This window comes from Chryseobacterium sp. KMC2, assembly GCF_016756935.1.
In the GTDB taxonomy this organism is placed as follows: Bacteria; Bacteroidota; Bacteroidia; order Flavobacteriales; family Weeksellaceae; genus Chryseobacterium; species Chryseobacterium rhizosphaerae.
Genome location: NZ_JAESIT010000004.1, coordinates 77301 through 92780 on the forward strand (window position 1 = coordinate 77301; position 15480 = coordinate 92780).

Genomic DNA, 15480 nt, shown 5'->3' on the forward strand with positions numbered 1-15480 from the left:
ATCAGATTCCGGAATACTTTTTACCGTGACATTTGGAAAACAGCTCAACTGATGTCAACAGTACAATAAGTCTTCTGAATATCAAATAAGGTTGTTCATCTCCAATTGATCGTCGTCAGCAACATTTTTCGTCAGCTCTACTTTAGATTTTATATTTTTGAAGATGAAAAATGAGTCAGAGGTTCATATCAGACGTACCCTATATTTCCAGCTGTTTTTTTGGACAGCTTTATTTCTGTTTGGAACCGCAAGAAATTACGGAGAATACGATGGATTATCTTCAGACATAATTATTTATAATTTCTGTCATTGGATTTTCCAGATTATTGCCGCTAATTTTATTTATTTTATCCTCATCAGGCATTTTTTTGATAAGAAAAAATACCTTGAATGTTCAGTATTTCTTATCATCAGCCTTTATCTCCTATCAGTCATCAACAGGTTCTTTATTGTTTATATTGCCGAGCCCTTTTTTATCAATGAAACCAAAGACAGTATTTTCAGTATTTTCACAGACCTGAAATACCTTTTAATTCATTATACTTTTCCGATCATCAGCGGGGCCTTCATTTTTATTTCAATGATGTTTTTTATCCGCTACAAAGATGAAAAAGAAAAAGCAGCCAACCTGCAGAAAGAGAAAGCTGAACTGGAATTGAAAGCCCTCAAATCCCAGCTAAACCCTCACTTTCTGTTTAATACACTGAACAATATCTATTCGCTCTCCCTCAGCCATTCTGAAAAGACTTCCCAGTCCATTAGCCAGCTTTCGGATATCTTAGATTATATTTTATACAAAGGACAGAAAAAATGGGTATCCGTTTCTGATGAACTGGATATTATTGAAGATTATATCGCTCTGGAAAGTCTCCGCTACCATACGGACAGGTTACAGATAAGCAAGCAGGTCCTACTAAATTCTTCCAATACCATCCCTCCGCTTTTATATCTCAGTTTAGTAGAAAATGCTTTTAAACATGGCGCAGGAAAAAATATCCAGCAGACAGAAATAAAAATAGAAATGGAAACCAACCCCCAACATTCAGTCTTTACAATTGAAAATACTTACCATGAGGATCAGACTGATAATGAGAAAGGAATTGGTCTTCAAAATATCAAAAAACAGCTCCGGCATCATTATGATGAAAATTTTACTTTCAGAATTTCCCGGGAAAACAATATTTTTAAAGTTGAAATAATCACTCCTTCACAATATGATTAACTGTATTATCGTAGATGATGAGCCTTTGGCAGCAAAGTTACTGGAAAATCACATTTCCAGAATCGATCATTTGAAACTGATCGGGAAAGCTGACAATGCAATGGAAGCCTATAAAATGATTCAGAGTCAATCTGTAGAGCTGATGTTTCTGGATATTCAGATGCCCCACTTAAACGGAATTGATTTTTTAAGATCACTGTCTCAGAAGCCAGCCACTATTTTCACCACAGCCTACCGTGATTTTGCCATTGAAGGTTTTGAGCTGGAAGCGGTAGATTATCTTCTTAAACCCATTACTTTTGAACGCTTTTTTAAATCGGTAGAACGTATTCTAAGAAATACAGCGGCTCCTCAGAAAGATTTTATCATATTCAGGACAGAAGGAATGCAGCGCAAAATTTTTCTTTCGGAAATCATTTATTTTGAGAGCCAGGGAAATGATATCAAGGTTGTTTTGGCCACAAAGGAGAGTTTTATTTCAAAGAATAAAATAACAGATCTACAAGCAACCCTCTCCTCCAAAGGTTTCGTAAGAATTCACAGATCATTTTTGATCAATATTGATTTCGTTAGTGCTTTCAACACCACCGAAGTGCTTCTTGGCAATCATCATATTCCTGTTGGAAGAAGCTATCGCCAGGAATTTGACGCTTTCATATCCGCAGTGTCAAAAAACAGATTATTATAAGCTTATTGGTGAATTATCGGTTTCGTCAAAAATGCTATTTGCACCATCATTTCTTTTTTTATCATCATAAAATTCAACACTTATTTTAAATAATTTTTAATTCAATACGCTGCAAACTCATTTCCAACCTGTTTTTCAATACATTACACCCTATAATTTCTGATCTGCTTTTTTCAGAGATTCAAACAGGAGTACATTCACAAAAAGACAATAAACAAATGATTTACAATTCATTACAAACAAACACCAATCCATAGCTCCCACAGGCAATTCCTTATGAATATCAAAAAAAAGTGTTACTTTTGTTTAACAAATAAAAATTGTTATTTAACTTTTTTATTAGTAAGTTTATGTACACCAATTTGTAAAACATTAAAATTCAATTCATGAGAAAAATAATTCTACTTATTACATGCATGTTCAGCATTTCAGTTTTCTCACAAATTAAAGTGTTGAAAAATGAGAGTTTAGTGGAAATTGGTAAAGATAATTCCGTAGGTTTATATAAAAAGGAAGATAAGTTTACAATCAATTACCAGGACTTGAACACCAGCAACCTGAATACCATCCGATCCTTCTCATTCCAAAACCTGAATGGAGATGTATCAGGACTTTATAAACTTATCATGGAAGGCTTTATAACGGCTGTTCCTGATGAAAATATCATTCTGGAACTTCCTAATGATATTATTGAGCTTCACTATGAAAAAAACTACGGTCAGCCGACGGTCCAGTTTATTCAGATCATCAACAAAAACCGAAAGTATGTGGGAAAATCTCAGTTTTTAACCAAAAAACAGGTTGAGAAAATTTTCGGTAAAACGAATGGTAAATATGCATTATATGAAAGATCTGCTGTAAATTCAAAATCAGGTGCCAATACAGCCTCTACAGCAACCCCGGGATCCACTGGTAATGGGAAGAAATCAAAAAAATAAATATTATTTAAAAATATTGTGAAACTCATTCCATCGAATGAGTTTTTTTATTTTATTTTTGCAGAAAGACATTCATTATTATGCCACTTCAGATAATCAATTTGACTAAAAAGTTTGGGGAACAAACTGCCCTTAACAATATCAACATTTCTATTGATAAAAATGAGATCATCGGTCTTCTTGGTCCTAACGGTGCCGGAAAATCTACTTTGATGAAATCTATCGTTGGTGCATTGAAAATTGATGAAGGTGAAATTATTTTTAATGGTCAAAATATTTCTGAACATGCTATTGAAAGCAAGAAAAAAATAGGATTTCTTCCTGAAAACAATCCGCTTTACCTGGAAATGTATATCAAGGAATATCTTCAGTTTGTTGCAAACATTCATAAAATTTCTGAGGCCAGAGTTGATGAAGTGATTCAGCTTGTAGGGATCACTCCGGAAAAATCAAAAAAAATAGGTCAGCTATCTAAAGGATATAAGCAACGTGTAGGGCTGGCCCAGGCTATTATTCATCAGCCTGATTTGTTAATTTTGGATGAGCCAACCAATGGGCTTGACCCCAACCAGATTATTGAGATCAGAAATGTGGTAAAGGAAATCGGACAGCAAAAAACGGTTTTACTATCTACGCATATCATGCAGGAAGTGGAAGCTCTTTGTTCCCGTGTTATTCTGATTCATCAGGGGAATATCCTTCAGGACTGCTCTATTGATGAATTTAAGGGTAGATTTGACAGCCTGGAAGAGGCTTTTGCAAGCTATACCGCTCTATCCAATTAAAATTTACAGTTTTAGATAAGATAAATCTGCGAGAGAAATATCAACCACAAATCGAAGATTATCTCCTTTCAGTCGATGAATGTTATTTCGACGTAGTCAAAAGTCAAAAAAGCTTTAGACACTTTAGATTTTATAAAGTGACTATCACACTGCTGAAAAGTACACCTAAGCTTAATGAAAATCTTTGATTTTCTTGTGTATACAAATCTAGATTCCTTCAGAATTATAAATAACAGATTTTGTCTGTCCACTCATTTTGTCATTCCGTAGGAATCTAAGTATAGAATGTTAGCATAATAAGAAATAAAAATCTGCTTGATCTACTCAATCCGAGAGAGAACATATCAATCACAAATCGAAGATTCGACGTAGTCAAAAGTCACAAAAGATTTAGGCACTTAAGATTTAAAGTGACTATGACACTGCTGAAAAGTACATCTAAGCTTAATGAAAATCTTTGATTTTCTTCTCAAGTGAACTTCTTATATATAATAATTTTTGCTCTTTCTCAAGTGATCTAAAGTGTTAAGAAAATATATCGTTTATGGATAAGCAAAATATTCGCCTCAGGAAGGTTGGCGAAAATTCGAAGAATTTTTGACGGGGTGGTTAATGATACAAATTTGATTTTTGACCACAAACCGAAGATCCGATGTAATCAAAATTTTGATAAAAGTCTCTGATTTCATTGTGTATATGTGTTTAGATTCCTACGGAATGACAATGGCATAGGTAGACTCTATTCTCTATCTCTTAGCTTGTAAGAATCTAAGCTTTCTAATTCTCTTTGCTATACTTAGCTCATCTTTTCAGATTTTTCGGATTTTTGAAGAGCATAAAGACAACTCCATTCTATCCGATACCTTATCTCTGTAAAAATGGCTTTATATTTGATGAAACTCTGATTAGTAACCAATAACCTTTAAAAATATGATTAAAAGCTTCTTATTAGGGACTTTCTGCCTGGCTCAGTTTTCTTTTGTATATGCAAAAGAAGTTCCGAATGAATCTAAAGACCACCGTGTAGCCTCTTATGCTACTTTTCAAAAAGTACCCAAAACGGTCATTATTAAAACAAAAAAATTTAAGATAAGAATTGACAAACAGCCCAACGGCAAGTATTTGTATCAGTCATGGAATGCAAATGCTAAAATCACGGCAAAACCAAGTATGATCATCAGTGATGGTGAACTGGTTCCTGACGGTACAGGAGGAAACTATTATATTGACTTTAACAATCAGGGGTACAGTTATCAGGTTTGGAGAAACTATCTTACCGATTCACCTAAAAAAGCACCCTACACCCTTACTGTAAATGACGAAAATGGTCGTGAAATTGTACGTGAGGACGGGCAGGTAGTTAAAAACTAAGAATAGATGCAACGTGGATTTCAATCCATAAAGCATATTTCCTTTACGTTGTATCAGATAAAATCCTGCATGATGATGCAGGATTTATTTTTATGTTCCTAATTTTTTGAGCTCCGTCTGATATTGGCTGGCTTCAAAACTTTCTGCAGCGGATTTATACCCAATATCAAAAATTTCCTCCAGCCTGTCTTTTCTACGCTCAAACATTCCGTATGTTGACAGCTTCTGTGAAGTAATAAACCAGTCACAATACTCAAACTTCACTTTTTCGATCCTATAGGAAAGAAGGTCATAAGAACGTGAAACAATGGCTTTAATTGATTTTAAATCATTAATATTGGTATCATGAGGCGGTGATACAAAAACTCCGATAAGCTTGTCGCATTCGTCTCTGATAATGTCTGCCGGAAAATTATTGAGCACTCCCCCGTCACAATACATTTCTTCATCAATGATGTAAGGTGTTGTGATTCCGGGAATCGAACAAGAGGCAATAATAGCATCTACTATTTCAAAATTTTCATCAAAAATTTTCTGTGTTCCGGAAACCAGCTCTGTGGCTACAATTTTCACTTCAATATCCAAATCCTTTAATTTCATATCGTGAAAAATAGGTTTAAGATAATTCCTGAAAATGACCGAAGAAACCAATCCTGGCTGGTTGAAGGTAAAATGTTTCCAGTTGAAAAAATAAATTGAATTGAAGAACTCAAGAATTTCTTCAGGTGTTTTGCCAACAGCATGCAGACATCCTACGATAGATCCTGCACTACAGCATGAAAGGATATCTACTTCTATGCTTTTTTCCTTCAAGAATTTTAATACTCCTGCATGGGCGATTCCTTTCGTACCACCTCCTGATAAAACAAGTCCTACTCTCTCAAAATTCATAGAATAAATGTAAGAAATCAGGCTGAGAAAATCAGATTAATTTTAATAAATATGTTGATTTTAAAATTATTTTAACAAATATGCAATAATCATTGTTTCTATTTATTTTTTTATATACTCACGTAAATGACAGAAAATTTAATAAATTCACAAAAAATTGCCAGTTATCACAAACCGACTATCGTCATCACATGGAGGAAATTTATTTATACTTACAGACTAATTTCGACATTACCTATCAAGATTGGGAAATTATTGCATCAAAATTCTATATAGAAAAGTTTAAGAAAAAAGAGATCATTCTTGAAGCCGGCGGGCAGGAAAATATGCTTTCTTTCTTATCTAAAGGGGCATTGAGATTTTTCGTACCAACAGATTATGATAAAGAAACGGATATTACCTATGATTTTATGTTTGAAAAAAAATTTGTTTGTGCAGATGAGTCTTTTATAACCAGAACCCCTTCCTTATATGGAGTTGAAGCATTAACAGATATAGTGCTTTATAGGTTTACATATGAAGATCTTCAGGATATTTATAAAAAAACAGAATCTGCAGAACGTATTGGAAGAATAGCCCATCAAAATCTATTTCTCGAACGGTCCCAAAGACTGTACTCCTTTCTAAGATATTCTGCTAAGGAAAGATATGAGAATTTATTTAAGGAAAATCCTATTTTAATTAAAGAAATCCCTCAAAAATATATTGCATCTTATCTAGGAATCACTCCTCAGGCTTTAAGCAGAATCAAAAGGCAAATTTATTAACATTTGTTCATTGTCTAATCAAAGATGCTCATCTAATTTTGCTGCGCTTAATCAAACTAACAAAAAACACATGACATTTTTGAAACATTTCGGTGCGTCCTTTATTTTTACTGGAATTTCTGTTTTTGGACAGGTAGGGATAAATACAGCAAACCCAATGGGTACCTTCCATGTAGACGGAGGAAAAAACAACCCATCTTCCGGTTCTCCATCATTAACCCAATCCACGGATGATTTTATTGTTACACAGTCTGGAAATGTGGGTCTCGGATCAATATCTCCTTCTGTAAAACTGGAAATATCAACGACAGGAACCCCAACTACTCCTGTTCCAGGAATTATGATTACTGATGGGCTACAGGGTAAAAACAAAGTCCTTACATCAGATGAAAATGGTGTAGGAATATGGAAAAGACAGAGTTTAGAGCTTGTGGTAGGAATCATGGGAAATGGATATAATCTTCCTTTTTTCTTTGATTATAATTACCATCATACAGGTTCTAGCATTGAACTTCCTCCAGGAAAATGGCTTGTAACCGTAAATCTTTTATCTGTAAATAATCCAAACTCTGTATTAGATGAAGACGATTATATTTGGTTCAGATCCACTTTTTCAGATTCTCAAACTTTTACTGATAAAAGCCAGGACATAGAAGGAAATGCAGATAAAATCAGCGGTATGCTACAAGGGCCAGTTCCTACAGGATCATTAAAATATAATATCGCTAATGGACAACTCATAATTAACAACAAATCCGGGATTAATAAAAAATATTGGCTTATTGTAGGAAATGCCGAAGTGATCGGCAATCCTACCTCTTCCAATTATTTAGACCGCTTGGGAGGTTCTAATTGGGGTGAAAATATTATTTCCGCAGTACCAATACAATAAGCAACATATCTATTTATTAGAAAAATAAAACTTAAGCTGTGATCCTTTATGGCTGAAAATATATTTCATTTTAATTGTACAAAAAACGAGGCTTATTGTATAAGCCTCGTTTAAATATTTTAACAGATATATTTTTAAAACGCAGAATATAAACAGTTTTATATCTTATCTATTTCAACAGATATTCCTGCATAAATCTGATCATAGCAAGGCGTTGAAAATCGATGTTTTCTTTTTTTCTAAAGCCATGCCCTTCATTTTTTGCCTCCAGATACCATACGGTTTTTCCCTGAGCTTTCAGCTTATCTCTCATCTGAATAGCTTCTGATACAGGAACTCTTGGATCATTGGTTCCCTGAACAATAAACATAGGCTTTTTAATCTTATCAATATTATTTAAAGGAGCAATTTTGGTGAAGAATTCTGCCATTTTAGGGATTCTTTCATCACCGTATTCTACTCTTCTCAGATCTCTTCGGTATTCTTCAGTATTTTTAAGGAATGTATTGAAGTCTGAAATCCCTACTACATCCATGGAACATCTGATTCTGTCTGCATATTCATATGCTGTAGCCAACGTCATAAATCCTCCGTAACTTCCTCCTGTAATCATAATCCTGTCCTTATCCAATTCAGGTTGTGTTGCAATCCAATCTAATAAAGCCCCGATATCTTTCACAGAGTTCATTCTCAAATATCCGTTATCTGCTGCAATATAAGTCTTTCCGAAGCCTGAAGATCCTCTTACATTAGGTGCAATCATTGCGATCCCCATTTCATTGGGGAAATAATTGGCCTGCCCAAGTGATGTAGCCATAGACTGTCCTTCCGGACCTCCGTGAATTGAAATCAGAACCGGTCTTTTCCCGGTAAACTTTGCTGGCGCAGGATAGTAGAATCCTGTAATTTTCATGCCGTCAAAACTTTTCCATTCTATCAGTTTTGGAATAGCCATATCTGCAGGCTGCATTTCTCCCTGCTCACTTTCTGTCCATTTTTCAATATTTTGAGAAGCTATATCCATTTTATAGATATCTGATCCTGAATTAGCTGCCGACTGTGAGAAATACAGGGATTTTCCATCTCCTGAAAATTTTCCTCCACCGATAAGGCCAACAGGAATATCGCTTACAGGTGTATATTTCCGGTTATATGTATTCATTAGATACAGTTTATTGATCCCACTCTCATTGGTAATGAAAGAAAGCCTGGATTTATCTTTAGAAAGATCATAATTTTCTACATTCCATGGAATAGAAGTCGTCAGATAGCTGATCTTTTTTGTTTTTAGATTGAATACAGCCAGTCTGCTGAACTCATTATCCCTGTCTGTAATATAGTAGATTTCATCAGGATTTTTACCGAAAGAAGCATTAAGCTGAACAATTCCTTTTTCCTTTCTGTCTGTAACGGGTTCTAATTTTTTTGTTTCTGTATCGTAGATATACAGATAAGAATCATTGGCAGAGACATATTCTGTGATCAGCAGCTTCTTATGATCATCAGAAATATCACTGATTCCCCATCCACCACCTTTAAGTTCCAGAACGGGCTTGGTTTCTTCAGGTTTTAAAGGATTCATATAATAAATATCACGGTCACCCCCATTTCTTTTGGTGGAGGTAAAATAGAACCCTGAACCGTCTTTTTTCCAGGTGATACCACCATTTTGGGTTCTTCCTCCATCGGTAAGCAGTTTAGATTCCAATGTTTTGAGGTTTAATGTATAAAGCTGCCCGAATTCGTTTCCTCCCGTATCTTTTGAATAGACCAGGTATTCCCCCTTTGTGGGCTCATAAGAAGCAGTATTAACAGGTTCATCAAAGAAGGTGATCTGTCTTCTGGCCCCCATAGGCTTAGCAATTCTATACAGCTGATTGGTAGATGCAAAACGGGTAACGGCAATAATTTCATTTCCGTTCGGATGTATATCTGCCAGTGAGGCATTTCTGCTTTCAGAATATTTTTTGAGACTCTGGCCTAAACTTTTGGGAATTGGCAGAATATTTTGTGCAACAAGGTTTTCATTGGGAGCTACAAATTCATTTTTTTCCTGTGCACAGAAGAGTGTCCCTGCTAAAGCAAAAGCGGCTATGATAGATTTATTCCTCATGTTAATTTTTTACCGAAATTAGGTATTTTTAATAGAAAAACCACAGACAAAATCTGTGGTTTTATATCATTAATAAAGAGTTTTGCTCTTTTTTTATGTCTTAAATGTGAATCACTTCACCGTAAGCTGCTGCTGCTGCTTCCATGATCGCCTCAGAAACAGTTGGGTGAGGGTGAATAGACTTGATGATCTCATGACCTGTAGTTTCAAGTTTTCTTGCTACCACAGCTTCAGCAACCATATCTGTTACTCCTTCACCAATCATATGACATCCTAACCATTCTCCGTATTTAGCATCAAAAATAACTTTGATGAAACCATCTGTATTTCCGTTTGCAGTAGCTTTACCACTTGCAGAAAGAGGGAATTTACCTACTTTGATTTCGTATCCTTTTTCCTTAGCCTGCTTTTCTGTAAGACCTACAGAAGCTACTTCAGGATGACAGTAAGTACATCCAGGGATATTACCATAGTCGATTTTTTCAACGTGTAATCCTTTGATTTTCTCAACACAAGTGATTCCTTCTGCTGAAGCTACGTGAGCCAATGCCTGAGTTGGGATGATATCTCCAATCGCATAGTAACCCGGTACTGAAGTTTCGTACCATTCATTTACTAAAACTCTTCCTTTATCTGTTTGGATTCCTACTTCTTCTAAACCGATGTTTTCGATGTTCGCAGCAATACCTACAGCAGATAATAAGATATCAGCTTCCAAGGTAATAGTTCCGTTAGCTGTTTTTACAGTAGCTTTTACTCCTTCTCCACTTGTATCCACACTTTCTACAGAAGCGTTGGTCATGATTTCAATTCCTGTCTTCTTCAGAGATTTCTCTAAGTGCTTAGAGATTTCCTCGTCTTCTACAGGAACGATATTTGGCATAAATTCTACAACAGTTACTTTTGTTCCCATTGTATTATAGAAATCGGCAAATTCTACTCCAATTGCTCCAGAACCTACAACAATCATAGATTTTGGCTGCTCAGGAAGAGATAATGCCTGTCTGTATCCGATTACTTTTTTACCGTCTTGTGGCAAGTTTGGTAATTCTCTTGAACGAGCTCCTGTAGCAATGATAATATGGCTTCCTGAATATTCAGTTACTTTACCATCTTTATCTGTAACAGAAACTTTTTTACCTTTCTGAACAGTTGCTGTACCAAGAATTACGTCAATCTTGTTCTTTTTCATTAAGAATTCGATTCCTTTGCTCATTTTGCTGGCTACCCCACGGCTTCTCTGAATAACATTCGGGAACTCAAAGCTAGCTTCCACTTTATTCAATCCGTAATCTTCAGCATGGTTAATATAATGAAAAACCTGAGCAGATTTCAATAAAGCTTTAGTAGGAATACATCCCCAGTTAAGGCAAATCCCTCCTAAGTTTTCTTTCTCGATAATTGCGGTTTTGAAACCCAACTGTGCTGCTCTGATCGCAGTAACATATCCACCAGGACCACTTCCAATGACAATAATATCGTAATTCATTACTTTAAAAATTTTTATGCGAATTTAAGGAAAAATATTGGATGTTTCATGTTTCTGGAAATTGATCTAAAAATGCACCAACAAGCTTATTTCATTCAATTTTAAATAAAAAAAAGAGTACACAATAGCACCCCTTTTCAATAAATCATATAGAGAATTACAAATTTCACAAAATCAAACATGTGAAATTTGACTTATCTTATTTTAATAAGTGTAAGAAATCCATATTATTTAAGACTTCTAAGCAATCGTTTCTCACTTTGATATCTTTTATTTAAAGCTTTTAATTGATCTCTTTTCATCTGTTTGGTCGCAAGCGGATGATTCAAAATCAATTTCTTTTCAGTATTGTATCTTTTATCGAGTTCACGCATTTTAGCATCTACCAGCTCAGTTTTTGACGGATGTGGAGGAAGAGGTGGGCGTTTTTGGGCACAAACATTCATTGATAAACCTAGTACCAACAACGTGGAAATAAATAACTTATTCATGATGTTTATATTTTTAAAATAATATTAATCAATTAATTATATTGAATTAAAATTATTCATCTTCATCATAAGAATGCACATACTATACCATATTCAAAAAATTGCATTTAAGATTATACAATAAAATATATTTATAATTTATTTTCCATTAATTTTCATTCCGGCACCATAAAAATATAAAACATCTACTATTTTTACTTGAAAAAAAAAATCTAAAATAGTCTGCAAAAGACAAAAAAAGCCATCTTGATTACTGATGAATAGAGAAAGTGAGTGGATCATTTGTGAAGGTTATTTTCGATAGCATTATAGCTATTATCTTTCAGAAAATGAGAGAATTACCTATAAGCTTGTTTAAAAATAAGTCTAACAAATAGTAAATATCACGCATTGGAGATTTATGTTAAGAATATATAAAATGTTTAACATAAAGCAAATTACGTATGAATTTTTTATATTTTTGTACAAACAATTAAAAAAAATGAATATGAAAAAATACATTTCGATTTTCTTATTCGGGGCACTTACGCTGAATGCACAGGTTGGTATTAACACCTCAACTCCCAACAGTACTTTAGCAGTAAACGGATCTCTGAGAGCGGGCTACAAGGAAGTAACAACGAACACATATGCTATTACCGCTACTGATCATTATATTACCTATAACGGGACAGGTAATACCACTTTTACGCTTCCGGTTATTGGAAGTGGAACAAGCAGCTATACTGGTAGGATTTATAAAATTAAAAATATTTCTACCTCTAACCTTACCATTCAACCTTCCGGAGGTAATACTTTGAGAATAGACAGTGTTCCTGTTCCTTCTTTTGTAGTGCCGGTAGGAGCTTATGCGGAAGTAGTGAACAATGCGAATACTACTGGTGGAACTTGGGATCTCTCTTTTACCGTTCTTCCTAAGCCAAGTAACGTGGAGATTTACGGTTCTCAATTGTCTATTCCTCCTCATGGAAACGGATCACCGGGAGTTGCAGACTGGACAAACCATGCCAATACTTCTTATGATACCGGATCAGGAACAGATCTATGGTGGATTATCAGTAAATCATCAGTAACCAATGCCCATACAGCTTCGTACTCCAATACAAGTAGAATGACTATTGTTTATGAATATCAGGGAGCCCCTTTCAACGTAACCAATATGTACCCTATTCTTACAGCGGGAAATAATTCAAGTTTTCCTGATGTATTTACAGCATCATTTGTAAGTCTTGCTAATAACGGAACAAGTGGAAAAACCAGACTTACCGTATCTGTTGCCCGTATAGATTTCATTGGAACTAACGGTACCAACAACAGTAACTGGACCGGTACCTTCTTACTGAACCTTCTGTTGGCCAGAAAATACTAAAGATTTTAAAATATTATATTTTATAAGAGCAGATCCATTCTGCTCTTTTTTATTTTGTATTTACTGCCTTATCTGAATGACAGCAGCATATTTTAATGCTGTCCGGTCTTGCGGAAGCTGTACTTTAATTGTACTTCCGTTTTTCTTCCATTGAACTTGAGAAGAAATGCCGAGAATTTTCAGTGATGTTGGAGTGAATTGTTCTGGAATAGCAAAGGTAAGCTCTGACGGAGCCCGGTATTCTGACTGCGTATCCAGATGGAAAATATTTAAAGTATTGCCATCTTTGCTCCGGGTATAATAAAATTCTCCTTCATGATAAGGGGCTACGCTTCTTGTTGCAAACACCGCCGATTGGTTTTTCTCCATCCAACCGGAAATTTCTTTTAACCTTTCGTAAACCACGGCATCATAATCACCATCGGGGCCCGGTGCAATATTCATCAGGTAATTTCCTCCCCGGGAAATAATTTTCACCAGGGTTTCAATGATTTTTTGAGATGATTTATAATTATCATTAGGAACATAGGAGAAAGAATCGCCCATAGTGATACAGCTTTCCCAAGGAACAGAAAGAGGCTGTTCCGGAACAGCCTGCTCGGGGGTTATATAATTCTCCCATTTTCCGGGAACGGTACGGTCTACCATAATAATCCCCGGTTGATTTTTGCGGGCCATTGCACCTATTTTATCCATGTCAATATCCTGTTCCACTTTGATAGTCCTCTGCCACTCTACCTTTGGATCTATTGTATTGAAAGGGCGGACCCAACCACCATCCAGCCAAAGAATATCAATTTTTCCATATCCGGAAGTAATCTCATTCAGCTGATTAAAAGTAAAGTTCTTAAAGCTTTTCCATTTTTCAGGGTATTTCTTAGGGTCATAATTGACATTTCTGTCTTTCGGTGGAAAGTAAGACCACCAATAGTCGTCTGAATGCCAGTCAGGTTTCGAAAAATAAGCTCCGATTTTAAAACCTTCTTTTCTGAATGTACTAAAAATTTCTTTTGTAATGTCTGCTTTCGGATTCTTCGAAAACGGGGTTTTTGCTGATGTTATTTTATAATCGGACTGTTTTGTATCAAACATGGCAAAACCATCGTGGTGTTTTGTAGTAAAAACCACATATTTCATTCCTGCTTTTTTTGTGGCATCCGCCCATTTTTGAGGATTAAACCTTACAGGATTGAAACTGGTCTGAAGGTTTTCGTAGTTTTTCACATACTCATAATACGATTTCCCATGTTCGGGTTTTCTCTGAGTCCAGGACTCATCTTCAGGACATAAGCTCCAGCTTTCGACAATTCCCCATTGACTGTAAGTTCCCCAATGCATAAACAAACCGAATTTCAGATCCTGCCATTCTTCTACATTTTTTGCAACAACAGGATCTACAGGCTTTTGATACCCTTCAGAAACATTATGGGCTTGAGATAAAAGCTTTGCAGTAATCAAAAATGAAGAAAGAACAATAACTTTTGTTTTTTGTCTGGCTGGCATATGGAAATCGTTTTGGCTAATTTAATTATCTTTCCATGAAATACAATATCAGGTTTTCAAAAGATGATCTATAGTTTCATCTATCCCGGGATAAGAAAATTCAAATCCTGTTTTACTCAGTTTTTCAGGATAAACGTTCCGGCTTTTGAGCAACAGCTCGGTCTCTGTTTTCAGCAGGATAGAGGCTATTTCCAATTGCCAAACCGGTGCATTAAGTCCAAAAGGAATATTCAGCTGTTTTCTTAATTTTCTCATCATCTCTTCATTGGATACAGGATTTGGAGCGGTTACATTGACTGCTCCCTGAATATTTTCATTATTTATAATCCATTCCACAGCTTTACAGAAGTCATCAATATGAATCCAGCTTACCATTTGCTGACCTCGTCCCTGCTTGCCTCCCAAGCCCAGCTTTGTAATCAGTTTTAATTTTGGAAAAGCCCCTCCGTTATTTCCCATAACAATAGAGGTACGGAGTGCTACTTTTCTGGTCTCTTCATTTTTAACGGTAAAGAACTTTTCTTCCCAACTCTTACAGATATTCATTGAAAAATCATCGCCTATCACCCCATTTTCCTCAGTATTCAAATGTTTTTCTGAATGTACATAGATGGTTGCAGAGCTTGCGTTCAGCCAGATTTTCGGCTTATCCAGGCAATTGTTTACGGCTTCCTGCAATACTTGAGTAGAGTCTATTCTGGAAGAGTAAATCTCCCGCTTATTTTTCTCAGTATAGCGGCAATCAACAGATTTTCCTGTAAGGTTGATCAGAACATCTGCTTTTTCAAGGCTATTTCTCCATTCCCCTACAGTTTTTGCATTCCAGTACAATTCATTTTTACGTTTGGGCTTTCGGGTTAAGATGAGTACCTGATCGCCTTTTCCAGTAAAATACTTTTCCAGGTTGTCGCCAAGAAATCCGGCCCCACCGGCTATGATAATTTTCATTTTCTAAGGTTTA

Annotated in this window: 14 protein-coding genes; 8 read left to right on the plus strand and 6 right to left on the minus strand. The window is 35.5% G+C overall.

Annotated features, from left to right (window positions below):
- Positions 1-163: 163 nt before the first annotated feature.
- The 5 genes from JML65_RS06065 to JML65_RS06085 all read left to right on the plus strand — a co-directional run bounded on the left by JML65_RS06065 (position 164) and on the right by JML65_RS06085 (position 5004).
- A complete protein-coding gene (locus JML65_RS06065) occupies positions 164-1222 on the plus strand; it encodes a sensor histidine kinase (RefSeq protein ID WP_084087325.1) in 1059 nt (352 codons plus the stop codon).
- Positions 1215-1910, plus strand: coding sequence for a LytR/AlgR family response regulator transcription factor (locus JML65_RS06070; protein ID WP_202270213.1), 696 nt, complete (start codon positions 1215-1217; stop codon positions 1908-1910). Before JML65_RS06065 ends, JML65_RS06070 begins: the two co-directional genes overlap by 8 nt.
- A gap of 386 nt (positions 1911-2296) precedes the next feature.
- Positions 2297-2848 carry a hypothetical protein gene (locus JML65_RS06075; RefSeq protein ID WP_202270214.1) on the plus strand — a complete coding sequence of 184 codons (552 nt, stop codon included), beginning with the start codon at positions 2297-2299 and terminating at the stop codon, positions 2846-2848.
- A gap of 80 nt (positions 2849-2928) precedes the next feature.
- The gene (locus tag JML65_RS06080; protein WP_047486512.1) at positions 2929-3633 is read left to right on the plus strand and encodes an ABC transporter ATP-binding protein; all 705 of its coding nucleotides are present in this window, start codon (positions 2929-2931) and stop codon (positions 3631-3633) included.
- A 930-nt stretch (positions 3634-4563) separates the two neighbouring features.
- Positions 4564-5004, plus strand: coding sequence for a hypothetical protein (locus tag JML65_RS06085; protein WP_084087319.1), 441 nt, complete (start codon positions 4564-4566; stop codon positions 5002-5004).
- A gap of 90 nt (positions 5005-5094) precedes the next feature.
- Here JML65_RS06085 and JML65_RS06090 read toward each other — a convergent pair whose 3' ends face one another.
- Positions 5095-5895, minus strand: coding sequence for a patatin-like phospholipase family protein (locus JML65_RS06090; protein WP_047486514.1), 801 nt, complete (start codon positions 5893-5895; stop codon positions 5095-5097).
- A gap of 191 nt (positions 5896-6086) precedes the next feature.
- On the opposite strand from JML65_RS06090, the gene JML65_RS06095 reads away from it, so the two are divergent.
- Together JML65_RS06095 and JML65_RS06100 are read left to right on the plus strand one after the other, a co-directional pair.
- Positions 6087-6662 carry a Crp/Fnr family transcriptional regulator gene (locus JML65_RS06095; protein ID WP_047486516.1) on the plus strand — a complete coding sequence of 192 codons (576 nt, stop codon included), beginning with the start codon at positions 6087-6089 and terminating at the stop codon, positions 6660-6662.
- Between the two features lie 70 nt (positions 6663-6732).
- On the plus strand, positions 6733-7554 hold the full coding sequence (locus tag JML65_RS06100) for a hypothetical protein (protein WP_202270215.1): 822 nt from the start codon (positions 6733-6735) through the stop codon (positions 7552-7554).
- Between the two features lie 169 nt (positions 7555-7723).
- Here JML65_RS06100 and JML65_RS06105 read toward each other — a convergent pair whose 3' ends face one another.
- From JML65_RS06105 to JML65_RS06115, 3 genes are all read right to left on the minus strand, one after another.
- Positions 7724-9667: a S9 family peptidase gene (locus JML65_RS06105; RefSeq protein ID WP_202270216.1), complete on the minus strand. Its 1944-nt coding sequence runs from the start codon at positions 9665-9667 to the stop codon at positions 7724-7726.
- A 100-nt stretch (positions 9668-9767) separates the two neighbouring features.
- Positions 9768-11156, minus strand: coding sequence for a dihydrolipoyl dehydrogenase (lpdA, locus tag JML65_RS06110; RefSeq protein WP_047486518.1), 1389 nt, complete (start codon positions 11154-11156; stop codon positions 9768-9770).
- Between the two features lie 227 nt (positions 11157-11383).
- On the minus strand, positions 11384-11647 hold the full coding sequence (locus tag JML65_RS06115; protein WP_047486520.1) for a hypothetical protein: 264 nt from the start codon (positions 11645-11647) through the stop codon (positions 11384-11386).
- A 487-nt stretch (positions 11648-12134) separates the two neighbouring features.
- On the opposite strand from JML65_RS06115, the gene JML65_RS06120 reads away from it, so the two are divergent.
- Positions 12135-13016, plus strand: a complete 882-nt coding sequence (locus tag JML65_RS06120; RefSeq protein ID WP_202270217.1) for a hypothetical protein — start codon at positions 12135-12137, stop codon at positions 13014-13016.
- 60 nt (positions 13017-13076) lie between these two features.
- Here JML65_RS06120 and JML65_RS06125 read toward each other — a convergent pair whose 3' ends face one another.
- Positions 13077-14519 (minus strand): alpha-L-fucosidase, encoded by a 1443-nt coding sequence (locus tag JML65_RS06125; RefSeq protein WP_202270218.1) that lies wholly within the window; start codon positions 14517-14519, stop codon positions 13077-13079.
- A gap of 48 nt (positions 14520-14567) precedes the next feature.
- A complete protein-coding gene (locus JML65_RS06130) occupies positions 14568-15467 on the minus strand; it encodes a TIGR01777 family oxidoreductase (RefSeq protein WP_202270219.1) in 900 nt (299 codons plus the stop codon).
- Positions 15468-15480: the final 13 nt, after the last annotated feature.